General features: G+C 61.5%; 21 protein-coding genes (1 of these 21 running past the window's edge). 18 read left to right on the forward strand and 3 right to left on the reverse strand.

Features of this window, described 5'->3' with window-relative positions:
• Window positions 1–821 carry the 5' portion of a CaiB/BaiF CoA transferase family protein gene (locus tag Q1W70_RS09500; protein ID WP_166588986.1) on the reverse strand. It extends 400 nt beyond the left edge of the window, so 821 of the gene's 1,221 nt are visible here — the first part of the coding sequence; it begins with the start codon at window positions 819–821; its stop codon lies off the left edge, out of view.
• A 13-nt stretch (window positions 822–834) separates the two neighbouring features.
• Window positions 835–2,016, reverse strand: coding sequence for an acyl-CoA dehydrogenase (locus Q1W70_RS09505; protein WP_166588985.1), 1,182 nt, complete (start codon window positions 2,014–2,016; stop codon window positions 835–837).
• 157 nt (window positions 2,017–2,173) lie between these two features.
• On the opposite strand from Q1W70_RS09505, the gene Q1W70_RS09510 reads away from it, so the two are divergent.
• The 11 genes from Q1W70_RS09510 to Q1W70_RS09560 all read left to right on the forward strand — a co-directional run bounded on the left by Q1W70_RS09510 (window position 2,174) and on the right by Q1W70_RS09560 (window position 12,323).
• Window positions 2,174–3,094 (forward strand): LysR family transcriptional regulator, encoded by a 921-nt coding sequence (locus Q1W70_RS09510; protein ID WP_265537026.1) that lies wholly within the window; start codon window positions 2,174–2,176, stop codon window positions 3,092–3,094.
• A 430-nt stretch (window positions 3,095–3,524) separates the two neighbouring features.
• Window positions 3,525–4,646, forward strand: a complete 1,122-nt coding sequence (locus Q1W70_RS09515) for a Re/Si-specific NAD(P)(+) transhydrogenase subunit alpha (protein WP_166588983.1) — start codon at window positions 3,525–3,527, stop codon at window positions 4,644–4,646.
• Window positions 4,647–4,661: 15 nt separating this feature from the next.
• Window positions 4,662–4,985, forward strand: a complete 324-nt coding sequence (locus tag Q1W70_RS09520) for an NAD(P) transhydrogenase subunit alpha part 2 (protein WP_003187010.1) — start codon at window positions 4,662–4,664, stop codon at window positions 4,983–4,985.
• The gene (locus tag Q1W70_RS09525; protein ID WP_166588982.1) at window positions 4,985–6,421 is read left to right on the forward strand and encodes an NAD(P)(+) transhydrogenase (Re/Si-specific) subunit beta; all 1,437 of its coding nucleotides are present in this window, start codon (window positions 4,985–4,987) and stop codon (window positions 6,419–6,421) included. Before Q1W70_RS09520 ends, Q1W70_RS09525 begins: the two co-directional genes overlap by 1 nt.
• Window positions 6,422–6,601: 180 nt before the next feature.
• Window positions 6,602–8,095, forward strand: a complete 1,494-nt coding sequence (gene scpC, locus Q1W70_RS09530; RefSeq protein WP_166588981.1) for a succinyl-CoA:acetate CoA-transferase ScpC — start codon at window positions 6,602–6,604, stop codon at window positions 8,093–8,095.
• Between the two features lie 319 nt (window positions 8,096–8,414).
• Window positions 8,415–8,630: a DUF1127 domain-containing protein gene (locus Q1W70_RS09535; RefSeq protein WP_025131744.1), complete on the forward strand. Its 216-nt coding sequence runs from the start codon at window positions 8,415–8,417 to the stop codon at window positions 8,628–8,630.
• 269 nt (window positions 8,631–8,899) lie between these two features.
• Complete coding sequence (locus tag Q1W70_RS09540) at window positions 8,900–9,109, forward strand: DUF1127 domain-containing protein (protein WP_166588980.1); 210 nt, start codon at window positions 8,900–8,902, stop codon at window positions 9,107–9,109.
• A 175-nt stretch (window positions 9,110–9,284) separates the two neighbouring features.
• The gene (locus tag Q1W70_RS09545) at window positions 9,285–9,602 is read left to right on the forward strand and encodes a DUF2388 domain-containing protein (RefSeq protein ID WP_166588979.1); all 318 of its coding nucleotides are present in this window, start codon (window positions 9,285–9,287) and stop codon (window positions 9,600–9,602) included.
• Window positions 9,603–9,707: 105 nt separating this feature from the next.
• Window positions 9,708–10,016: a DUF2388 domain-containing protein gene (locus tag Q1W70_RS09550; protein ID WP_166588978.1), complete on the forward strand. Its 309-nt coding sequence runs from the start codon at window positions 9,708–9,710 to the stop codon at window positions 10,014–10,016.
• A 28-nt stretch (window positions 10,017–10,044) separates the two neighbouring features.
• On the forward strand, window positions 10,045–10,365 hold the full coding sequence (locus Q1W70_RS09555; protein ID WP_095165173.1) for a DUF2388 domain-containing protein: 321 nt from the start codon (window positions 10,045–10,047) through the stop codon (window positions 10,363–10,365).
• Window positions 10,362–12,323, forward strand: coding sequence for a DUF7844 domain-containing protein (locus Q1W70_RS09560; RefSeq protein ID WP_166588977.1), 1,962 nt, complete (start codon window positions 10,362–10,364; stop codon window positions 12,321–12,323). The genes Q1W70_RS09555 and Q1W70_RS09560 overlap by 4 nt, the downstream gene beginning before the upstream one ends.
• 21 nt (window positions 12,324–12,344) lie before the next feature.
• Here the strand turns inward: Q1W70_RS09560 and Q1W70_RS09565 are convergent, their stop codons facing one another.
• Entirely contained in the window at window positions 12,345–12,746 is a 402-nt protein-coding gene (locus Q1W70_RS09565) for a GFA family protein (protein ID WP_166588976.1), read from the reverse strand.
• 344 nt (window positions 12,747–13,090) lie between these two features.
• Here Q1W70_RS09565 and Q1W70_RS09570 point away from each other — a divergent pair, with 344 nt between their 5' ends.
• The 7 genes from Q1W70_RS09570 to Q1W70_RS09600 all read left to right on the forward strand — a co-directional run bounded on the left by Q1W70_RS09570 (window position 13,091) and on the right by Q1W70_RS09600 (window position 21,707).
• The gene (locus Q1W70_RS09570) at window positions 13,091–14,398 is read left to right on the forward strand and encodes a CitMHS family transporter (RefSeq protein WP_095165169.1); all 1,308 of its coding nucleotides are present in this window, start codon (window positions 13,091–13,093) and stop codon (window positions 14,396–14,398) included.
• An 86-nt stretch (window positions 14,399–14,484) separates the two neighbouring features.
• Window positions 14,485–15,252, forward strand: a complete 768-nt coding sequence (locus tag Q1W70_RS09575) for a TerC family protein (protein ID WP_166588975.1) — start codon at window positions 14,485–14,487, stop codon at window positions 15,250–15,252.
• A 216-nt stretch (window positions 15,253–15,468) separates the two neighbouring features.
• Window positions 15,469–17,127 (forward strand): Na/Pi cotransporter family protein, encoded by a 1,659-nt coding sequence (locus tag Q1W70_RS09580; RefSeq protein ID WP_166588974.1) that lies wholly within the window; start codon window positions 15,469–15,471, stop codon window positions 17,125–17,127.
• 80 nt (window positions 17,128–17,207) lie between these two features.
• The gene (locus Q1W70_RS09585) at window positions 17,208–18,584 is read left to right on the forward strand and encodes a M16 family metallopeptidase (RefSeq protein ID WP_166588973.1); all 1,377 of its coding nucleotides are present in this window, start codon (window positions 17,208–17,210) and stop codon (window positions 18,582–18,584) included.
• Window positions 18,585–18,663: 79 nt separating this feature from the next.
• Window positions 18,664–19,707 carry a DUF5924 family protein gene (locus Q1W70_RS09590; protein ID WP_166588972.1) on the forward strand — a complete coding sequence of 348 codons (1,044 nt, stop codon included), beginning with the start codon at window positions 18,664–18,666 and terminating at the stop codon, window positions 19,705–19,707.
• A gap of 54 nt (window positions 19,708–19,761) precedes the next feature.
• Window positions 19,762–20,907 (forward strand): ABC transporter permease, encoded by a 1,146-nt coding sequence (locus tag Q1W70_RS09595; RefSeq protein WP_166588971.1) that lies wholly within the window; start codon window positions 19,762–19,764, stop codon window positions 20,905–20,907.
• Window positions 20,904–21,707 carry an ABC transporter ATP-binding protein gene (locus Q1W70_RS09600; RefSeq protein WP_166588970.1) on the forward strand — a complete coding sequence of 268 codons (804 nt, stop codon included), beginning with the start codon at window positions 20,904–20,906 and terminating at the stop codon, window positions 21,705–21,707. Before Q1W70_RS09595 ends, Q1W70_RS09600 begins: the two co-directional genes overlap by 4 nt.

Below are 21,707 nucleotides of genomic sequence, written 5' to 3' on the forward strand. Positions count from 1 at the left end.
TGACCCGCCACTTCGGCAAACTTGCGAAACTGCCCGTCATTGCCCACCGTCAGGATGAAGTCGCCATCCGCCGTCGGGAAATCCTGGTAAGGCACGATGTTCGGATGAGCATTGCCCAACCGCTTGGGCGCAACCCCTGTCGTCAGGTAGTTCATGGCCTGATTGGCCAGACAGGCGACTTGGACATCCAGCAGCGCCATATCAATATGCTGCCCACCACCGTCATGATCCCGGTGCGCCAAGGCCGCCAGGATCGCCACGGTGGAGTAGAGCCCGGTCAGAATGTCCGTCAGCGCCACACCCACCTTGACCGGGCCGGCGCCTTCATCACCTTCAGGGCGGCCAGTCAGGCTCATCAAGCCCCCCAGGCCCTGAATCATAAAGTCATAGCCCGCACGCTTGGCATAGGGTCCGGTCTGGCCGAACCCCGTGATCGAGCAGTAGATCAAATCAGGATTGATCGCCTTGAGCGACTCATAGTCCAAACCATAAGCCGCCAGGCCACCGACCTTGAAGTTCTCGATGAGTATGTCGGACTTGGCAGCCAGCTCGCGCACCAGACGCTGACCCTCAGGCCGGGTGAAGTCAATGGTCACCGATTGTTTGTTGCGGTTGGCGGAGAGGTAGTAGGCCGCCTCGCTGGTGTTCTCGCCATAGGCGTCCTTCAGGAAGGGCGGCCCCCAGGCGCGCGTGTCATCACCGTTGCCAGGACGCTCGACCTTGATCACCTCGGCTCCCAGGTCCGCCAGGATCTGGCCAGCCCAGGGGCCGGCCAATACACGCGATAAATCCAGTACCCGCAAATGCGATAACGCACCCATGGCCGCTCTCCTGTCAGTAGAACGCCTGGAGACCGGTCTGTGCACGGCCGAGGATCAGCGCGTGAACGTCGTGAGTACCTTCGTAGGTGTTGACCACCTCGAGGTTGACCAGGTGACGCGCGACACCGAACTCGTCGGAGATGCCGTTGCCGCCAAGCATGTCGCGAGCCATGCGCGCGATGTCCAGGGACTTGCCGCAGGAGTTGCGCTTCATCATCGAAGTGATTTCCACCGCCGCCGTACCTTCATCCTTCATACGGCCAAGACGCAGGCAGCTTTGCAGCGCCAGGGTGATTTCCGTCTGCATATCCGCCAGCTTCTTCTGGATCAACTGGGTCGCAGCCAGGGGACGGCCGAACTGCTGGCGGTCCAGGGTGTATTGGCGCGCGGTGTGCCAGCAGAACTCGGCGGCACCCAGTGCCCCCCAGGAGATGCCATAGCGGGCGGAGTTGAGGCAGGTAAACGGACCTTTCAGACCACGCACGTCCGGGAAGATGTTTTCTTCCGGAACAAACACGTTGTCCATCACGATTTCGCCGGTGATGGAGGCACGCAGGCCGACCTTGCCGTGAATAGCGGGAGCGCTCAGGCCCTTCCAGCCTTTCTCGAGGACGAATCCGCGGATGTCGCCAGCATCGTCTTTGCCCCACACCACGAACACATCGGCAATCGGGCTGTTGGTGATCCACATCTTGCTGCCGGTCAGGCTGTAGCCGCCTTCCACCTTGCGCGCACGAGTAATCATGGAGCCCGGGTCGGAACCATGGTTAGGCTCGGTCAGACCGAAGCAACCAATCCATTCACCGGACGCCAGTTTCGGCAGGTACTTCTGTTTCTGCGCCTCAGTGCCGAACTCATTGATAGGCACCATGACCAGGGAAGACTGCACACTCATCATCGAGCGATAGCCGGAGTCGACACGCTCGACTTCACGGGCAATCAGCCCGTAGCAGACGTAGTTCAGGCCGCTGCCGCCGTATTGCTCGGGAATGGTCGCGCCCAGCAGGCCGATCTCGCCCATTTCGCGGAAGATCGCCGGATCGGTCTTTTCATGGCGGAAGGCTTCAAGGATGCGCGGAGCCAGCTTGTCCTGGGCAAACTGCGCTGCGCTGTCGCGCACCATGCGCTCCTCTTCAGTGAGCTGTTGATCCAGCAACAGGGGATCGATCCAGTTGAAGCTAGCTTTACCGCCCATGAGCGTATCCTCGCGAAGTGGGTCAAATATCGTGGAATGATCCTAGGCGTCGCTAGCGGAATGGGCAAACGAGGATTTTGCATGCTGTTGTGCTAATTTCTCACTCCGTAATAGCCTGAAACGGCATACACGAGAATCATTAGTGAGGTTGCCGTACATGCGCAGGAAGATCCCCAGCACCGCCGCCCTGATCAGCTTCGAAGCCGCCGCCCGCCACGAGAGCTTTACCAAGGCCGCCCTGGAGCTTTCGCTGACCCAGGGGGCGATATGCCGACAGATCGCCAGCCTGGAGGAATTCCTCAGTGTCGAACTGTTCCGACGCTCACGGCGTGGCGTGAAACTCACCGAAGCCGGCCTGTCCTACAGCCGCCGGGTGGCAACCCAACTGGACGCAGTTGAGCGCGACACCCTGTCGGTGATGGGGCAGCAGGGCGCCAACGTCATCGAGCTGGCGGTCGTGCCGACGTTTGGCACCCAATGGCTACTGCCCCGACTCAAGGACTTTCAAGAGCAGCACCCGGAAGTGACGGTCAACCTGACCAACCGCACAAGGCCCTTCCTGTTTGCCGACACCGACTTCGACGCCGCGATCTACTTCGGCGACGCCGATTGGTCAGGTACCGAATCCCACAGGTTGATGGGAGAAAACCCGATGCCGGTGTGCAGCCCGACCTTACTCGGCCGGTTCACGCAGCTCAGCGCCGAGCAGATTGCCGATTTTCCCCTGTTGCAACAGACCACACGCCCGTACGCCTGGCGCCAGTGGTTCAATTCCCGGAACCTGAATATCCCCCGGGACATGACAGGCCCGCGTTACGAGCTATTCTCCATGCTCGCCCAAGCGGCCATGCATGACATGGGCATCGCCCTGATCCCGCCGTTCCTGATCCAGCGTGAACTGGCCGAGAAAAGACTGGTCATTGCCAACCCCCAGGCCCTGTCGAGCATCAAGGCCTATTACCTGATGATTCCTGACCGAAAGGTCGAATCCGCCTCTTTGCGCGCATTTCGCGACTGGCTGATTCATCAGGCCCACAGCTACAACGTAGAAGGGCAGGGGCTTACAGGCATTAACTGACCCCGTAGTCAGCAAAATCAAAGCCCTACAGATATAACTATTTGTCGCATTTAGGCAGCCTTTACGGAATACCTGCACAATCGTCCCACAGCCGCCTAACGGCGTGGCTTTCGCACCCTAATTCGGGACCATGGCGCATCATTCATACAGCCGATGTGAAAATCCCCTGTTTTTCGCCAGAATCCTTACAAGGCACGGCCTAGAGGGGATTAGCCCGACTGGTTGCGACATTCGGTCACGGGGTGACTTGTAGTTAATTTTCCGTCACCCGTCATAATCCCTTGAAGGGCACAAAGTTCGCCTGCAAAATGCCGCGCCCCGCCTGAAATACAGCGGGGTCGTGCTGATCGGCCGCCCCAGCCGCACCCTCCGCAGTGCGCTGGCCTTCTAAGAAAGATCGAAAGCAATAAGATCAAGCAGGAGATTTGACGTGCACATTGGTGTTCCTCTCGAAACCCAGACCGGTGAAACGCGGGTTGCTGCAACCCCGGAAACCATCAAGAAGCTGATCGGCCAGGGTCATAAAGTCACTGTGCAAAGCGGCGCCGGCATCAACGCCAGCGTTGTCGACAGTGCTTATGAAGCGGCAGGTGCAGTGATTGGCAGTGCCAACGACGCATTTGGCGCAGAGCTGATCCTCAAGGTTGTCGCCCCCAGCGACAGCGAACTGAGCCTGATCAAAAGTGGAACCGTGCTGGTAGGCATGCTCAACCCGTTCAGCAATGAAACCATTGCCAAACTGGCCGAGCGTGGCATTACCGCGTTCTCCCTGGAAGCAGCGCCGCGCACCTCCCGTGCGCAGAGCCTGGATGTGCTCTCCTCGCAAGCCAACATTGCCGGCTATAAGGCTGTGTTGCTGGCCGCTCATCACTATCCGCGCTTCATGCCGATGCTGATGACCGCCGCGGGCACGGTAAAAGCTGCTCGCGTACTGATTCTCGGCGCTGGCGTGGCAGGCCTGCAGGCCATCGCTACGGCGAAACGCTTGGGCGCGGTGATCGAAGCCTCCGACGTCCGTCCGGCGGTGAAAGAGCAGATCGAATCCCTGGGCGCCAAGTTCGTCGACGTGCCTTATGAAACCGACGAAGAGCGTGAATGCGCAGTGGGCGTCGGCGGTTACGCACGGCCGATGCCGGCCAGCTGGATGCAGCGCCAGGCCCTGGCCGTGCACGAGCGCGCCAAGCAAGCCGACATTGTCATCACCACGGCCCTGATTCCTGGCCGCAAGGCCCCGGTATTGCTGAGCGCCGAGACCGTTGCCCAGATGAAACCCGGCTCGGTGGTCATCGACCTGGCAGCGGCACAGGGCGGCAACTGCCCATTGACCGTTGCGGACCAGGTGATCGTTGCGCACGGCGTGACCATCGCCGGCCCGACCAACCTGGCGGCCCAGGTCGGCGCAGATGCCTCGGCGTTGTATGCGCGCAACCTGCTGGACTTCCTCAAGCTGGTCTTCACCAAGGAAGGCCAGTTCGAGATCAACCTCGAAGACGACATCGTCGCCGCGTGCCTGATGTGCCGCGACGGCCAAGTCATCCGCAAAAACGCCTAAGCAGGGATTCAGACGATGGAAGAGCTTATCTCCCCCGGTATCTACAACCTGATCATCTTCGTGCTGGCGATTTATGTCGGTTATCACGTGGTCTGGAACGTTACACCCGCGCTGCACACCCCCTTGATGGCGGTGACCAACGCGATCTCGGCAATCGTGATCGTCGGCGCCATGCTGGCGGCCGCACTGACCGTCACCCCATTGGGCAAGACCATGGGCACCCTCGCCGTCGCACTGGCGGCCGTGAACGTGTTCGGTGGCTTCCTGGTCACCCGTCGCATGCTTGAGATGTTCAAGAAAAAAGCCCCGAAAGCCGTAAAAGAAGAGGCGCCCAAGTAATGAGCATGAACCTCGTAACGACGCTCTACTTGATCGCGTCGATCTGCTTCATCCAGGCCCTCAAAGGCCTGTCGCACCCGACCACTTCGCGGCGCGGCAACCTGTTCGGCATGCTCGGCATGGCACTGGCCATCCTGACCACCGTCGGCCTCATCTATAAGCTGGGCGCTGAACTGGCTACGGCCGGTATTGGCTACGTGATCGTTGGCCTGTTGGTCGGAGGCACTGCCGGCTCGGTCATGGCCAAACGGGTTGAAATGACCAAGATGCCGGAACTGGTCGCCTTCATGCACAGCATGATCGGCCTGGCCGCGGTATTCATCGCGATTGCTGCGGTGGTCGAGCCGCAATCGCTGGGTATCGTCAAACAACTGGGGGACGCGATTCCGGCCGGTAACCGCCTGGAGTTGTTCCTCGGTGCCGCCATCGGTGCCATCACCTTCTCCGGTTCGGTCATCGCCTTCGGCAAACTCTCGGGCAAGTACAAGTTCCGTCTGTTCCAGGGCGCACCGGTACAGTTCAGCGGCCAGCACAAGATCAACCTGGTGCTGGGCCTGGCCACCTTGGGCCTGGGCATCACGTTCATGCTGACCGGCAACCTCGGCGCGTTTGCCCTGATGCTGGCGCTGGCTTTCGTGCTGGGCGTGCTGATCATCATCCCGATCGGTGGTGCCGACATGCCGGTGGTGGTGTCGATGCTCAACAGCTACTCCGGTTGGGCTGCGGCCGGTATCGGCTTCTCGCTGAACAACTCGATGCTGATCATTGCCGGCTCCCTGGTGGGCTCCAGCGGCGCGATCCTCTCGTACATCATGTGCAAGGCGATGAACCGTTCGTTCTTCAACGTCCTGCTGGGTGGCTTCGGCAACACCGCAGACGCCGCAGGCCCAGCCGGTTCGGCGGAAGCGCGTCCGGTGAAATCCGGCTCGGCTGACGACGCCACCTTCCTGCTGACCAACGCCGACACCGTGATCATCGTTCCGGGCTATGGCCTGGCGGTGGCACGGGCGCAGCACGCCCTGAAAGAACTGACCGAGAAGCTGACCCATCGTGGCGTGACCGTGAAATACGCGATCCACCCGGTGGCAGGCCGCATGCCTGGGCACATGAACGTCCTGCTGGCCGAGGCCGAAGTACCGTACGACCAAGTGTTCGAGATGGAAGACATCAACTCCGAGTTCGGCCAGGCCGACGTGGTACTGGTGCTCGGCGCCAACGACGTGGTCAACCCGGCGGCGAAGAACGATCCGAAGTCGCCGATCGCCGGCATGCCGATTCTCGAGGCCTTCAAGGCCAAGACCATCATCGTCAACAAGCGCTCGATGGCCAGCGGCTATGCCGGCCTGGATAACGAGCTGTTCTACCTGGACAAGACCATGATGGTCTTCGGCGACGCCAAGAAAGTCATCGAAGATATGGTCAAGGCTGTCGAATAAACACTGCTCCACGGCAATACCAAAAACCCCGGCCTCCCGTAGGCTGGGGTTTTTTATTTGCGCCAATAACCCGACCAAAGGCTCTAAATCAGGGGCCTGCATTCGACCATGGTAGTGGGACGAATGTTTTCGAAATCACTAGACTGCGCATCTTGCTTCCGTTGCCCGAGATAATAATCCATGTACCGTGACCGTATTCGCTTGCCTTCGTTGTTGGATAAGGTGATGAGCGCCGCCGAGGCTGCCGCTCTGATTGAGGACGGCATGACCGTCGGCATGAGCGGCTTCACCCGCGCCGGCGAAGCCAAGGCCGTGCCCCACGCACTGGCCGAGCGCGCTAAGGTCACGCCGCTGAAGATCAGCCTCATGACCGGCGCCAGCCTGGGCAACGACCTCGATAAACAACTGACCGAAGCGGGCGTCCTGGCTCGCCGCATGCCATTCCAGGTCGACAGCACCCTGCGTAAGGCAATCAACGCCGGCGAAGTGATGTTCATCGACCAGCACCTGTCGGAAACCGTGGAGCAGCTGCGCAACCAGCAACTCAAGCTGCCGGACATCGCGGTCATCGAAGCCGTGGCCATCACCGAACAAGGCCACATCGTGCCGACTACCTCGGTCGGCAATTCCGCAAGCTTCGCGATTTTCGCCAAGCAGGTGATCGTCGAGATCAACCTGGCGCACAACCCGAACCTGGAAGGTCTGCACGACATCTATATCCCGACCTACCGCCCGACCCGCACACCGATCCCGCTGACCCAGGTCGACGATCGCATCGGCAGCACGGCAATTGCGATTCCACCGGAAAAGATCGTCGCCATCGTCATCACCAACCAATCGGACTCGCCGTCCACGGTGCTGCCACCGGACAACGAGACCCAGGCCATTGCCGACCACCTGATCAACTTCTTCAAGCAGGAAGTGGACGCTGGCCGCATGACCAACAAGCTGGGCCCGCTCCAGGCCGGCATCGGCAGCATCGCCAACTCCGTAATGTGCGGATTGATCGATTCGCCGTTCGAAGACCTGACCATGTACTCCGAAGTGCTGCAGGACTCCACCTTCGACTTGATCGACGCCGGCAAGCTGAGCTTTGCCTCGGGCAGCTCGATCACCCTGTCACAACGCCGCAACGCCGATGTGTTTGGCAATCTGGAGCGCTATAAGGACAAACTGGTCCTGCGCCCGCAGGAAATTTCCAACCACCCTGAAGTGGTGCGTCGCCTGGGCATCATCGGCATCAACACCGCGCTGGAATTCGACCTGTACGGCAACGTCAACTCCACTCACGTCTGCGGCACGCGGATGATGAACGGCATCGGCGGCTCGGGAGACTTCGCCCGCAACGCGCACCTGGCGATCTTCGTCACCAAGTCGATTGCCAAGGGCGGGGCAATCTCCAGCGTCGTGCCAATGGTCAGCCACGTTGACCACACCGAGCACGACGTCGACATCCTGGTGACCGAGATCGGCCTTGCCGACTTGCGTGGCCTGGCCCCTCGGGAGCGCGCCCGGGTGGTTATCGACAACTGTGTACACCCGGATTACCGCGAAGCGCTCAATGCGTACTTCGAGAAGGCCTGCGCCATCGGCGGCCACACGCCACACATCCTGCGCGAAGCCCTCAGTTGGCACATGAACCTGGAAGAAACCGGGCGCATGCTCGCCGTGTAATTGGTACAGATGGCGGCCGGCAAAAACAGTTTTTTGCCGGCCAGCTATCTTCCACCCAAGATCTTGCAAAAACTGTACTACTGTACCGGTCATTTCCTACGGAAAAAGCCTACCTTTCCCCACTAAAACCTGCATAACGCACCATAATCGTGCGGACAGGTACAGTTGCCTCAATTTAGACCAGTACACCCCCCTTTAACAGTTAACTGGTCTCTCACAATACAGGTGAACTGTATCTACAGAGACTGGCCAAACGAGAGGATCATGGGCACCAGTTAAACCACTACCTAATCCCGCCACAAGCGGAAGGATGTCAACCATGGAACGTACACTCAGTTCCGAACTGTTCTTCGAAGACAAGGCTGTAAAAACCCAGGCTTCCATGCCTCTTCGCGTTCTCGCCAACCTGATGCTGTGGCAGCGCCGCATCTCCAGCCGCCATCAACTGGCTCGCCTGGATTCGCGTCTGCTGGCTGACGCAGGGATTAGCGAAGCACAACGCTACGAAGAACTGAGCAAGCCGTTCTGGCGCTAAGTTAGCGTCGCTGGCCCTGACCCTCCGGGTCCACCGCCAGCACTCTGAATTGCACACACAAGACCCGTCGCGGGAAACCGCGACGGGTCTTGTCGTTTCAGGGTAAAAAATCGCAGGTACAGAAGACACGTCTCAAGACAGGTACAGTTTCCATAAGAATCAAACTGAACCAGTACAATTTTACCCCGGTGTCACTGCCCCGCTAAACCGCAAGGGCCCAACATGACCTCCCAAGGCTGCACTTTCAGCCTTTGCGCGAGGAATTGAGCATGGACCCGTCACTCGAGATGTCCCTACCACGCCGCCAGCGGCTCAGCCTGCCGGGGTTACTCTCCCGGCTGTTCAGGGCCATTGGCCAATGCCGGGAGCGGGCGCGTACCCGTCACCTGCTGGCCCAGTTCAATGACCAGCAACTGGCCGATATCGGCATCAGCCACTCGGAACGCATGGCCGAGCTGGAGCGCCCCTTCTGGCAATAGTGGTCGGCAAAAAGGCCCACAGGGCTGTTCGAATCCTTGAACATGGGCCTAATATCCAGATACAACGTGGCGAACACTGCACGGTACGCGTCTGACTCTTCAGGCACCGTGCGGCTCGCGGTGGTTGTCGGGCGTTTTCCAACGCCACTTTTTTGTTCTTAAAAGGAGTTACCCCATGTCCCGTCTTCGTCTGCTCAGCGCTGCAGCCCTGCTGGCCGTGGCTGCCAATTCGCACGCCACCAGCTTCATCGTCACCACGGACGCTGTCGTCGGCGCGCTCAAAGCCACTTCCGACGCTACCTCCGACGTCACGTCTTCGTTCAAGGACGACAAAATCGTGCGCGCAGCCCGTGATGACGCGGCCAGCTTCGTGGCCAGCGAAGGCGCCATCCGCGGCGTTCGCCTGGAAAGTGCCCTGGAGCACATCCGCAAGCAGGTTCCACAGTTGAGCGCGACCGACGCCCAACTGGCTCAGGCTATCCTGACCATCTGATTGCAGACACTGTACGGGGCGGCCTGAGCTGCCCCGTTTGCCAAGGCCTGGCTCTGGGCCGGGCATTGCGCTAGCCTTGGGGCTGGTTTTCAGCTGTCTGGTCCCATGGATTTTCTTGTAAAAGCACTGTTCGTCCCCGCCACCTTCATCGCCTGCGGGATCACCTCGGCTCACGCCCTGGACCTGACCACGCAGAACCTTGTCGTCACCGCCTATGCCACAAGCATGGTGACCGCCGCTCCCTTCGACCATAAACTGCTGCTCGCCGCGCACGATGATGCGGCTGCCTTTGTTGCCAGCAATGGCCAACTACGAGGAGCGCACCTGGAGTCGGCCCTGGTTTACCTGCACCAGCACCGGGCAAAACTTCATGCAAGTGACCTTGAACTGGCACAGGCAATTCTCGTCCAATAGCTATCCCACGTTCTTCCGGAGTCGTTCCATGCGTAGCCCGCTGATTGCTGCCACCCTTGGCCTATTGTTGTTGGCCGACATGGCCCAGGCCCAAACCCTGGTCGCCACCAGTAACATCATCATCCGCGCCTCACAGCGCACCCTTGATTTCACCTCGGACACCACGACGTCCATCCGCGACTCGAAAGTCGTACGCGATGCCCACGACGACGCGGCCAGTTTCGTCGCCAGCAATGGTGATATCCGTGGCGCGCACCTGGAAGCGGCCTTCGATACCTTGCGCACCCGCGTGCCGGAAGCCCGCGACGCCAGTGACCAGGTACTCGCCGAAGCCATCCTCGCACTGTGAGGTCGTTCGTCACCGGGCTGCTGACTGCTGCCGCGCTGCTCTTTGGCATAACGGCCCAGGCTGGCCTGCAACTGCACCTCAAGACCGAAGGCTTGAGCCCGGCAGAACAGCAGGCCAGCCAGGCCTTGCTCGACGAGGCGATGCAAGCGCTGCCGCCGCACTTCGTCGAACAACTGGACCGGCGAATTGATGTCGGCTGGACCGACAACATGCCAGCCAACGCCTACGGCCAGGCCTCCCTGGTGTCTGAACTGGACCTCAACCGCAAACTGCTACCCGGCCTGACGGACGGTAGCGCCGCAACAAAAAAGACCCATCGCCCCCACGGCACCGTACGCCGCGAGATGCTGGCCACGGTGCTGCATGAACTGACCCACATCTATGACCGTGCGCGTTTATGGCCCACCCCCGAGCGCTTGTTGATCCAGCGCTGTACCCGGCAGAACAACAGTTCGGGCCTGATCGGCATGCCCGATCAATGCCGCGGCCAGAACGACCGGCGCTTCACCCTCAGTGATGACCCGCGCCTGCTGGACCTGGCCGGCTGGCAGCAGTACGTCGGCCGGCGCGGAGAACGTGAACAGCACAACCGCCAGATCGCGCGCAGCCCGGACTTGTACGAAACCAGCAGCCCCAAGGAGTTCGTCGCGGTCAACATGGAGTACTTCCTCCTCGACCCGAGCTACGCCTGCCGCCGTCCGGCGCTGTACCGCTATTACCAGCAACACTTTGGCTGGGCACCGTCGACCCAGGAAAACTGCGCCACATCCTTCGCCTTTCTCAACGCCGGCAACGACTTTGGCAAGCAGCCGCTGGGCCAGGTCGACCCGGAGCGGGTCTACGCCGTCGATTACCTGCTGGCCGAAGCCAACCAGAACCTGGTGAGCCGCTGGGGCCACAGCATGTTGCGCCTGGTGATCTGTGCACCCGGGCGCCCGCGTGGGCCCGATTGCCGGCTGGATCTGGAATATTCCCTGGTGCTGTCCTACCGCGCCTTCGTCGGCGACGTGCAGCTATCGAGTTGGGACGGCCTGGTGGGCAAATACCCCTCGCGGCTTTTTGTACTGCCCCTGGCACAAGTCATCGACGAGTACACCAAGACCGAATTGCGCAGCCTGGCGTCCGTACCGCTGATCCTCTCGCGCAGCGAGATCGACGAAGTGGTAGAGCACGCTGCCGAGATGCACTGGAGCTACGACGGCAATTACTTCTTCCTCTCCAACAACTGTGCCGTGGAGAGCCTGAAACTGTTACGCAGTGGCAGCAACAATCCGCAACTGGTCGGCCTGGACAGCATCATGCCCAACGGCCTGCTGGAAGTGCTCAAGGCCCGCGGCCTGGCCGACACCAGCGTGCTCGACGACCAGCGTGAGGCCTTGCGCCTGGGTTATCGCTTCGATTCATTCCGCGACCGCTATCAAGCCATGTTCGAGGTGCTGAAAAAGCACCTGCCGATCAAACAGGACAAGGTTGAAGACTGGCTGACGTCAAGCGCTGCCGATCGCCGCCAATGGTTCGACCAGGCTGACCTGCGTACCAGCGCTGCCTTGCTGTTGCTGGAGCAGGCGAGCTTCCGCCAGCAACTGCTGCTGGCCCAGAACGAAGTCAAGCAACGCTACCTCGATGCGCGGGAGCTGGAGAACGGCGGCATGGACCGGGCCAACAAGACCCTGCAGCAGATCCTCGCCAACAGCGGCTTCCTCAGCCGCCCGGCGGAGTTGCTCGACGAGGGTGGCTACGGGTTGCCGCAAGCCAACGAATGGCAACGCCTGGAAGCTGAAAGCAGCAGCCGCCAGAAAGTACTGCAAGCCTTGACCGGCGACCTCGACAAAGAGGCCCGCGCCCTGCTGGAGCCGGCCCGGGCCGCGGAGATCGCCGCCAACGAAGCCAACGTCAAGCAATTGGGCGAACACCTGCGGGCGCTGCACAAGGCGGCAGGCGGCCTGGAGCTACCCTGACCCCCAGGCGCATGGCAGCCGCTACAGGGTTTCCTCGGGTTCTTCGGGGAGGTGTTCGTCCAGGTGCAGCCAAGGCAATCGGCTGTCGGTCCAGATGTGCCGTTCGGCCGGCGCCCGCTCAGGGTGATCCAGAGTGGCAATGGTCACATCGATAGTGTCCGGGCTCAGGTGCGTGATCAATGCCAGTTGCGCACCACAGTGGCCACAGAAATAACGCACACAGCTGGCCGAAGAATCGTACTGCGCCGGGGTGCCCGCCAGCCACTGGAAGGCTGGACGGGGCAGGGTGATCCAGGTGGTCACCAGGCCGCCGCTGACCCGTCGGCAAATCGAGCAGTGGCAATGGGCGATGTCACACAACGGCCCGCTGAATTGATAACGCAACTGCCCACAATGGCAGCCACCGGTGTGAAGTTCGCTCATGCCGACCCTCCTCATCCCCAACGGCGCCCCCTCAATCCGGGGCACTGCCCAGCACTTTAAGCCTCGCCAGGCGCGCTTGCACATCTCGTCCGGTGTTTGTCTGGCGAAAGGTAGCTGAAAGGTTTGCCGATTAGGATCGCCCTCACTGCCGGCAATAGACCGGTTGGCCAACGCGAAATCCACAACGTTCGCACGGCCCAATTAACAACAACAATGGTGATTCTGATGTCTGCTCACACCCGCCTGCTCGCCCCCACTCCCTTCGTACGCCTCGTGCTTCCCGTTCTGCGCTGACCCCCAACCGGTCCGCCATTCCCTAGTCGCGCTACGTCTGGAGTATTCCCATGCTGACTTTCCTTGGCTTTGCCATGGTCATCACGTTCATGTACCTGATCATGACCAAGCGCCTGTCGGCGCTGATCGCCCTGATCATCGTGCCGATCCTGTTCGCCCTGTTTGGCGGTTTTGCGCCGAAAATCGGCCCGATGATGCTCGAAGGCATCACCAAGCTGGCCCCGACCGGGGTGATGCTGATGTTCGCCATCCTCTATTTTGCCCTGATGATCGACTCCGGCCTGTTCGACCCGGCCGTGCGCAAGATCCTCAAGCTGGTCAAGGGTGACCCGCTGAAGGTGTCCGTCGGCACCGCGGTGCTGGCCCTGGTGGTGTCCCTGGACGGTGACGGCGCCACCACCTACATGATCTGCGTGGCCGCCATGCTGCCGCTGTACAGCCGCATTGGCATGAGCCCGCGCATCATGGCCGGCCTGATCATCCTGGCCGGCGGTGTGATGAACATGACGCCCTGGGGCGGTCCGACCGCCCGCGCCGCCAGTGCGCTGCACGTCGACCCGTCGGATATTTTTGTACCGATGATCCCGGCGATGCTCGCCGGCGTGGTGGCGATCCTGGCGATTGCCTACATGTACGGTAAACGTGAGCGCGCGCGCCTGGGTGAACTGCACTTGATCGGCGACGAGATCGACCACAGCGAAATCAGCGTGTCGCAGTTCCCGGATGCCCGTCGGCCGAAACTGATCTGGTTCAATGGCGCCCTGACCCTGGGCCTGATGTGTGCCTTGATCGCTGGCCTGCTGCCACTGCCGGTGCTGTTCATGGTCGCGTTCAGCATCGCCATGATCGTCAACTACCCATGCCTGCAACAGCAGAAAGACCGCGTCGCGGCTCACGCTGGCAGTGTGCTGGCCGTCGTCGGGCTGATTTTCGCCGCGGGCATCTTCACCGGCATCCTGACCGGCACCGGCATGGTCGACGCGATGTCGAAAAGCCTGCTGGCAGTGATCCCGGACTTCCTCGGCCCTTACCTGGCCGTGATCACGGCCCTGGTGAGCATGCCGTTCACCTTCTTCATGTCCAACGATGCATTTTACTACGGCGTACTACCCGTTCTCGCCGAAGCCGCCAGCCACTACGGCATCACCGCCGTAGAAATGGCCCGCGCCTCGATCGTTGGCCAACCCGTGCACCTGCTGAGCCCGCTGGTGCCATCGACCTACCTGCTGGTGGCGTTGGCCGGGATCGAGTTCGGCGACCACCAGCGCTTCACCCTCAAGTGGGCAGTTCTGGTTTGCCTGTGCATAATGTTCGCCGCGTTGCTGATGGGGATATTTCCGCTGTTCAGCACCCTATAAGCGCACCCACTCACCGCGCCGCCAGCTAGACTTCGAGTTTTGAAGCCGCTGGCGGCGTGGTTTAACACATCCTCAAAGGAATACACATGGAATGGCTGACCAACCCAGAGATCTGGGTTGCCTTCTTGACACTGACGGCCCTGGAAATCGTCCTGGGCATCGACAACATCATCATGATTTCGATTCTGGTCAGCCGCATGCCCAAGCACATGCAGGCGCGCACCCGGATCTTCGGTCTGGCCCTGGCCATGATCACCCGGATCCTGTTGCTGCTGTCGATCACCTGGGTCATGCGCCTGACCGCCGACCTGTTCGTGGTCTTCGGCCAGGGCATTTCCGGACGCGACCTGATCCTGTTCTTCGGTGGCCTGTTCCTGCTGTGGAAAAGCTCCCAGGAGATGTACCACGCACTGGAAGGTGAAGACGAAACCTCCGACGAGCCTACGGGCAAGGGCGGCAACTTCCTCTACACCATCATCCAGATCGCGATCATCGACATCGTGTTCTCCCTGGACTCGGTCATTACTGCCGTGGGCATGGTCTCCCACGTGCCGGTCATGGTCGCCGCGATTATCGTTGCCGTCCTGGTGATGATGCTGGCTGCCGGCACCATCAGCGCGTTCATCGACAAGCACCCGTCGCTGAAAATGCTGGCGCTGTCGTTCCTGCTGGTGGTCGGTACCGTACTGATCGCCGAAGCCTTCGAAGTGCATGTGCCAAAAGGCTACGTCTACTTCGCCATGGCATTCTCGCTGGCGGTGGAAGCGGTCAACATCAAGTTGCGCACCGCGATGGCGAAAAAGAAGAAACAGCAAGACCCGGTCAAGCTGCGCAAGGACATCCCGGGCCAGTAACCTGAACCGGATGCAGGAAGAAGGGGGCTCTCGCAAGTCCCCTTTTTTACGTCCGCATGAAGCTGTTTTCATGACAGTTTTGTTTCATTTGACGCTTTAGGCATGCGATGCTGGCGCCACGGCCGTTAGCCAACTACAGCTTAAGTACAGAATGTAGAAATCGCGCGGTACTGCTCACTTGCCCCTTTGGGGCGCTATTCCACCAGGGGGCCTGTCATGCTGACCCTGCTCAATTTATTGTCTGCCGTGGCCTTGCTGATCTGGGGCACGCACATCGTCCGAACCGGCATCCTGCGGGTCTACGGTTCCAACCTGCGCCATGTCATTGGCCGCAACATGTCCAAGCGCTGGCTAGCCTTTATTGCCGGGATCCTGGTCACCGCCATGGTCCAGAGCAGTAACGCCACCGCAATGCTGGTGACCTCCTTTGTCGGCCAGGGCCTGATGGCCCTGACCCCGGCGCTGGCGACCATGCTCGGCGCCGATGTCGGTACCGCGCTGATGGCCCGCGTCCTGACCCTGGACCTGTCCTGGCTGTCGCCGCTGCTGATTTTCCTCGGGGTAATCCTGTTCCTCTCGCGCAAGCAGACCCGCGTCGGCCAGATGGGCCGGGTCGGCATAGGCCTGGGGCTGATCATCCTGGCGCTGCAACTGATCGTCGAAGCGGCTGCGCCCATCACCCATGCCCAGGGCGTCAAGGTGCTGTTTGCCTCCCTGACGGGCGACATCCTGCTCGACGCCTTGATCGGCGCACTGTTCGCGATGATTTCCTACTCCAGCCTGGCCGCCGTCCTGCTCACCGCGACCCTCGCCGGGGCCGGGGTCATCAGCTTGCCCGTGGCCATTGGCCTGGTGATTGGCGCCAACATCGGCAGCGGGGTACTGGCCTTCCTCAGCACCAGCATGCAGAACGCCGCCGGCCGGCAAGTGGCGCTGGGCAGCCTGCTGTATAAGTTGATCGGGCTGCTGCTGATCATTCCGGTACTCGATCCCCTGGTGCACTGGATGGACAGCCTCGATTACAGCCCCCAAGGCCTGGTGATTGGCTTCCACCTGCTCTACAACACAGCGCGCTGCCTGGTGCTGCTGCCCAGCGTTGGCCCCATGGCGCGGCTGTGTGCGTGGCTGCTGCCAGAACGCCCGGAAACCAACGGCCAGGCCAAGGCCAGGCACCTGGACCTCGCCGCCCTGGCCACCCCCAGCCTGGCCCTGGCCAATGCCGCGCGGGAAACCCTGCGCATGGGCGACCTGATCGAGAACATGCTCGAAGCCATGCTCGACGTGCTGCGAGGCAAACAGACCGCAGTGCCCCAGCAAATGCGCAGCCTGAGCGATGACGTCGAGGCTCTCTACAGCGCCATCAAACTCTACCTGGCGCAGATGCCCCGCGAAGACCTGAGCGACCAGGACAGCCGGCGCTGGGCAGAAATCATCGAACTGGCGATCAACCTGAAACTGGCCTCGGACCTGATCGAGCGCATGCTGCGCAAAGTCCAGCAGCAAAAGACTTCGCAGCGCCGCTCCTTTTCCGATGTGGGCCTGGAAGAGCTCACCGGGTTGCACCAGCAGTTGATCGCCAACCTGCGCCTGGGGCTGTCGGTGTTCCTCAGCGCCGACAAGGAAAGCGCCCGGCAATTGCTGCGTGAGAAACGTCGCTTCCGCGCCCAGGAAAGGCGCCTGGCCCACGCCCACGTCAGCCGCCTACAACGCAAGATCGTCCAGAGCATCGAGACCAGTTCCCTGCACCTGGAACTGATCGCCGACATGAAACGCTTGAACTCGCTATTCTGCAGCAGCGCCTATGTAGTGCTGGAGACCTCCGAGACCGGCGCCCTGGCGGTCGACGATATGGCTGACATCACCCATTCTCCCTGAACGTCTAGCGTTGCCAGCAGTCATTTGCAAAGCTTGAGGGAAAACCCCGCTCCCCGCATTTACCCGCCAGGAAGGTTGTTATGCGTTGTCTGTTGTTTGCGTGCCTGCTGCTGGGCTCCACCTGCACCTGGGCCCTGGACCGCCTGCAAGTCGAGGGCTATGTGCTGCAAAACGGCCTGCAGATCCTGCTCAAGCCCAGCACTGAACGCGGGCATGTGGCAATCCGCCTGGTCGTCGGCGTGGGCATCGACGACTTTTCCTGCGCCGACAAGGAACTGCCACACCTGCTGGAGCATGTGCTGTTCAGCGGCATCGATGCCGGCGGCGAAGGAGGGCTGGAGGAACGCATGCAAGGCCTCGGCGGGGAATGGAATGCCTTTACCAGCAACGCCGACACCACCTTTGTCATCGAGGCTCCGGCGAAGAACCAGCGCAAAGTCCTCGACCTGCTCCTGGCGCTGCTGACCGAAACCCGCATCGACGACAACGCGATCAATGCCGCCAAACAGGTGGTCGAACGTGAAGACGGCGGCCACTACTCCCACTTGCAGCGCTGGCTCGACCGCCAGGACCTGGGCCATACCGCCAGCAACCAGTTGGCCGTGGAACTGGGGCTCAAGTGCCAGGAGCGCTCCGAAGTCCACTCGCTGACCCGCGAACAGCTGGAGCAGGTGCGCCAGGAGTGGTACGCCCCCAACAACATGACACTGATTATCGTCGGCGACCTCGATCGCCTGCTGCCAGCCTACCTGGAACGCACCTACGGTCATCTGAAGCCGGTCGAACCCACGGCGCACCCGGCCCTGGCACAGGTGCAGAGCCCGGCCCAGGCCCAGCGGGAGCTGATTCACGGCTGGGTCGGCGATGCCGCCAAGCTGCACTGGCTGTTCCCCGAGCCGATCCTCGACGCCCAATACGACGAAACCTACGACCTGCTCAAGGACTACCTCGACTGGGCGCTTTACCGCCAGTTGCGCCTGGCCCACAGCCTGTCCTACGGCCCTGCAGCGGAACGCGAAGTGTTTGGCGGAATCGGCTTCATGAGCCTGAACGCCGACCTGGAGCGCGATGACCTGGCCCAGGCGCAGCAGGTACTGGCGCAGCTCAAGGCCGACCTGCTGCACAATGGCCTCGACCCCGTCACGTTCGCGCGCCTCAAACAGGCCGCCATCGCCCGCCAGGCCTGGGCGGTGCAGGGCAATAGCGCACTGGCCGACTATTACTGGAGCGCCCTGGGCGACTTTGAAGACGGACAATTTGCCGACCCGGTCAAACGCTTGCGTGCCGTGACGCTCAAACAGGCGAACCTGGCCCTGCGACAACTGCTTGAACAGCCGGGGTACGTGCGAATCGAAAAACCGCTGCTCAGCTATGATCAACTGGCCTGGTTGCTGGGTGGGATAGTGGCGTTGCTGGTGCTCGGCGCACTGGGCTGGCGTTTTCATCGCCGAACCTGAAGGTGTGCACCGCGACCGGATGTCTCTCGGCGCTGGTATCCTAGGTCGGTTTTTCCTACGAATAGTGTGAACCGCCAACATGCCGAACCTGACCCTTTACGTCCAGCGCATCCTCGAGCTGATGAAGCGCTACCCCGGGGTCATCGCGCTCGGCGGTTTCATCTCGGGGGTCGGCAGCTTCATTCTGGTGGATCGGCAACAAGGCCTGGCCACCTGGATCGCGATCATCATGCTGGTCAGCTGGGTCTGGCTGATGCTGGAAAACAGCCTGACGCAGTTGTTCACCAAGGTGTTCAAGCGCGAGATCCCGCAGCCGCTGCTGCGCTACGCGACCCAGATGATCCACCAGGAAAGCCTGTTTTTCGTCCTGCCGTTCTTTTTCATCACCACCACCTGGAACAGCGGGCAGTTGGCGTTTACCGGACTGCTCGGCGCCGCCGCACTGATTTCCATCACTGATCCGCTCTATTACAAATGGCTGGCTCCGCGCCGCTGGCTGTTCCTGGCGATGCACACCCTGACGCTGTTTGCCGCCCTGCTGACCGCGCTGCCGATCATCCTGCACCTGACCACCTCGCAGAGTTTCAAGCTGGCGCTGGGCATCGCCATGCTGCTGTCCTTCCCGAGCCTGGCGTCGATCTTTCCGATTCGTACCGTGCGCGGTGGCCTGAGCGTGCTGTGCATCACCGTGGCGATCGGTGCCACCGGCTGGTTCCTGCGCTCCTGGGTACCGCCCGCCACGTTGTGGATGACCGAGGTGGCGATCAGCACCCAGCTGCAGGACCGCACCCCGGGCGCCAGCCTGGAGCAGGTCAGCGTCGCCCAGTTACGGAGCGACGGCCTGTACGCCTACACCGCCATCAACGCCCCGCGTGGCCTGGACGAGCGGATCTATCACGTGTGGAAATTCAACGGCAAGGAAGTTGACCGTATTGCCCTGGATATCCACGGTGGGCGCAAGGAAGGCTACCGGGCCTGGACCCACAAGCAGAACTTCCCTGGCAACCCGGTCGGCAAATGGCAGGTCCGGGTGCTGACCGAAGACGGCCAGGTGATTGGTGTGCTGCGCTTCGTGGTCACCGACACAGGTCAAGACAACCCGGCGCCGAACCAGGCAAAGTAACAAGGATCGTGCTATTAGGTAGCACTGCGTCGCAGCCGAACAAGCAAGGAGCTTATGAGCGATACGACAACCGGCACTGCCCAGCTCGATACTTCCCACAGCCCTGCGCAGCTCAGGGTCACGGGCGACTGGACGCTTGCCCACTACGCCAACCTCAAGCAGTTGAGCGAAACCCTCAAGGGCCAGTACGACGACCGCGCCACCATTGACCTCAATGGCCTGGGCGCGCTCGACACCGCCGGTGCCTCCTTGCTGGTCGAGCTGCTGGGGGCCGAGCGCCTCGGCAAAACCGCCGAGCATCCCGACTGCAGCCTGTCCGCCGCCGACCGCGCGCTGCTGCACACGGTCTACAACTCGATGGCCGACTTCTGTGTCCCGGTAAAGCAACCCGAGGTCAACGTCGGCATTCAATTGCTGACCCGTATTGGCCGAGCCGTGGACACCGTCTGGCAGGATTCCCTGAAACTGCTGGGGTTCGTCGGCCTGATCCTGGAAACCATCGCCCGCAGCCTGTTTCGCCCCTCCCGCTGGCGGATCACGCCCATGGTCGCGCACATCGAGCAGACCGGGCTCGATGCCGCTCCGATCGTCGCGCTGCTGACCTTCCTGGTGGGCGCGGTCGTGGCCTTCCTCGGCGCCACGGTGCTCGCCAGTTTTGGTGCGAGTATCTTTACCGTGGACTTGGTGGCGTTCTCCTTCCTGCGTGAGTTCGGCGTGCTGCTGACCGCGATCCTCATGGCGGGTCGCACCGCCAGTGCCTTTACCGCCCAAATCGGCTCGATGAAGGCCAACGAAGAAATCGACGCCATCCGCACCCTGGGCCTGGACCCGGTCGAGCTGCTGGTGGTGCCACGGGTCCTGGCGTTGCTGGTGGCCCTGCCAATGCTGACGTTCCTGGCGATGCTCTCGGGGATTGTCGGCGGCGGCGTGGTCTGTGCCCTCACGCTGGATATCTCGCCAGCGATGTTCCTCTCGCTGCTGCAGTCGGATATCGGCGTCCAACACTTCCTGGTGGGCATGGTCAAGGCGCCGATCTTCGCCTTCCTGATCGCCGCCGTCGGCTGCCTGGAAGGCTTCAAGGTCAGCGGCAGTGCCGAGTCCGTCGGCGCCCACACCACCTCCAGCGTGGTGCAATCGATTTTTGTGGTGATCGTCCTGGATGCGGTCGCCGCACTGTTCTTTATGGAGATGGGCTGGTGAGTCGCTTACCCCGTGCGCCGACCGAGGCGGTGATTGAAGTCCGTGGGCTGTGCAATCGTTTCGGCAGCCAGAGCGTGCATGAAAACCTCGACCTGGACTTGTACAAGGGCGAGATCCTCGCCGTGGTAGGCGGCTCCGGCAGCGGTAAATCGGTGCTGCTGCGCAGCATCATTGGCCTGCGTCAGCCCAGCGAAGGTAATGTCACGGTGTTCGGCAAAAACCTGCCGAGCCTCTCGGAAGACGAACGTTCGAGGGTGGAACGGCGCTTCGGCGTGCTGTTCCAGAAAGGCGCGCTGTTTTCGTCGCTGACCGTGACCGAAAACGTCGCGCTGCCGCTGATCGAACATGCCGGGCTGAGCCGCGCGGATGCCGAGCACCTGGCCGCGGTCAAGCTGGCGCTGGCCGGGTTGCCGCTGTCAGCCGCCGACAAATACCCGGCCTCGCTGTCCGGCGGCATGATCAAGCGCGCGGCCCTGGCCCGGGCGCTGGCGCTGGACCCGGACATCCTGTTTCTCGATGAACCGACCGCCGGCCTCGACCCCATTGGCGCGGCCGCCTTCGATCAATTGATCCTGACCCTGCGTGATGCGCTGGGGCTGAGTGTGTTCCTGGTCACCCACGATCTCGACACGCTCTACACCATCACCGACCGGGTGGCGGTGCTGGCGCAGAAGAAGGTGCTGGTGGCGGACGCCATCGATGTCGTCTCGGAAACCGACGACGCCTGGATTCACCAATACTTTCATGGCCCACGCGGCCGCGCGGCGCTCAGCGCCGCTTCACAGCTCAACGAGGTATGA

Source organism: Pseudomonas kielensis, from assembly GCF_030505375.1.
Lineage (GTDB): Bacteria > Pseudomonadota > Gammaproteobacteria > Pseudomonadales > Pseudomonadaceae > Aquipseudomonas > Aquipseudomonas kielensis.

Excerpts from the sequence above, each read along its gene's own strand:
- Q1W70_RS09595 (WP_166588971.1), top strand. The coding sequence starts at position 19,762 with ATGAGCGATACGACAACCGGCACTGCCCAGCTCGATACTTCCCACAGC.
- Q1W70_RS09590 (WP_166588972.1), top strand. The coding sequence starts at position 18,664 with ATGCCGAACCTGACCCTTTACGTCCAGCGCATCCTCGAGCTGATGAAG.
- Q1W70_RS09520 (WP_003187010.1), top strand. The coding sequence starts at position 4,662 with ATGGAAGAGCTTATCTCCCCCGGTATCTACAACCTGATCATCTTCGTG.
- scpC (WP_166588981.1), top strand. The coding sequence starts at position 6,602 with ATGTACCGTGACCGTATTCGCTTGCCTTCGTTGTTGGATAAGGTGATG.
- Q1W70_RS09535 (WP_025131744.1), top strand. The coding sequence starts at position 8,415 with ATGGAACGTACACTCAGTTCCGAACTGTTCTTCGAAGACAAGGCTGTA.
- Q1W70_RS09545 (WP_166588979.1), top strand. The coding sequence starts at position 9,285 with ATGTCCCGTCTTCGTCTGCTCAGCGCTGCAGCCCTGCTGGCCGTGGCT.
- Q1W70_RS09565 (WP_166588976.1), bottom strand. The coding sequence starts at position 12,746 with ATGAGCGAACTTCACACCGGTGGCTGCCATTGTGGGCAGTTGCGTTAT.
- Q1W70_RS09505 (WP_166588985.1), bottom strand. The coding sequence starts at position 2,016 with ATGGGCGGTAAAGCTAGCTTCAACTGGATCGATCCCCTGTTGCTGGAT.
- Q1W70_RS09575 (WP_166588975.1), top strand. The coding sequence starts at position 14,485 with ATGGAATGGCTGACCAACCCAGAGATCTGGGTTGCCTTCTTGACACTG.
- Q1W70_RS09540 (WP_166588980.1), top strand. The coding sequence starts at position 8,900 with ATGGACCCGTCACTCGAGATGTCCCTACCACGCCGCCAGCGGCTCAGC.
- Q1W70_RS09555 (WP_095165173.1), top strand. The coding sequence starts at position 10,045 with ATGCGTAGCCCGCTGATTGCTGCCACCCTTGGCCTATTGTTGTTGGCC.
- Q1W70_RS09580 (WP_166588974.1), top strand. The coding sequence starts at position 15,469 with ATGCTGACCCTGCTCAATTTATTGTCTGCCGTGGCCTTGCTGATCTGG.
- Q1W70_RS09525 (WP_166588982.1), top strand. The coding sequence starts at position 4,985 with ATGAGCATGAACCTCGTAACGACGCTCTACTTGATCGCGTCGATCTGC.
- Q1W70_RS09510 (WP_265537026.1), top strand. The coding sequence starts at position 2,174 with ATGCGCAGGAAGATCCCCAGCACCGCCGCCCTGATCAGCTTCGAAGCC.
- Q1W70_RS09570 (WP_095165169.1), top strand. The coding sequence starts at position 13,091 with ATGCTGACTTTCCTTGGCTTTGCCATGGTCATCACGTTCATGTACCTG.
- Q1W70_RS09550 (WP_166588978.1), top strand. The coding sequence starts at position 9,708 with ATGGATTTTCTTGTAAAAGCACTGTTCGTCCCCGCCACCTTCATCGCC.
- Q1W70_RS09585 (WP_166588973.1), top strand. The coding sequence starts at position 17,208 with ATGCGTTGTCTGTTGTTTGCGTGCCTGCTGCTGGGCTCCACCTGCACC.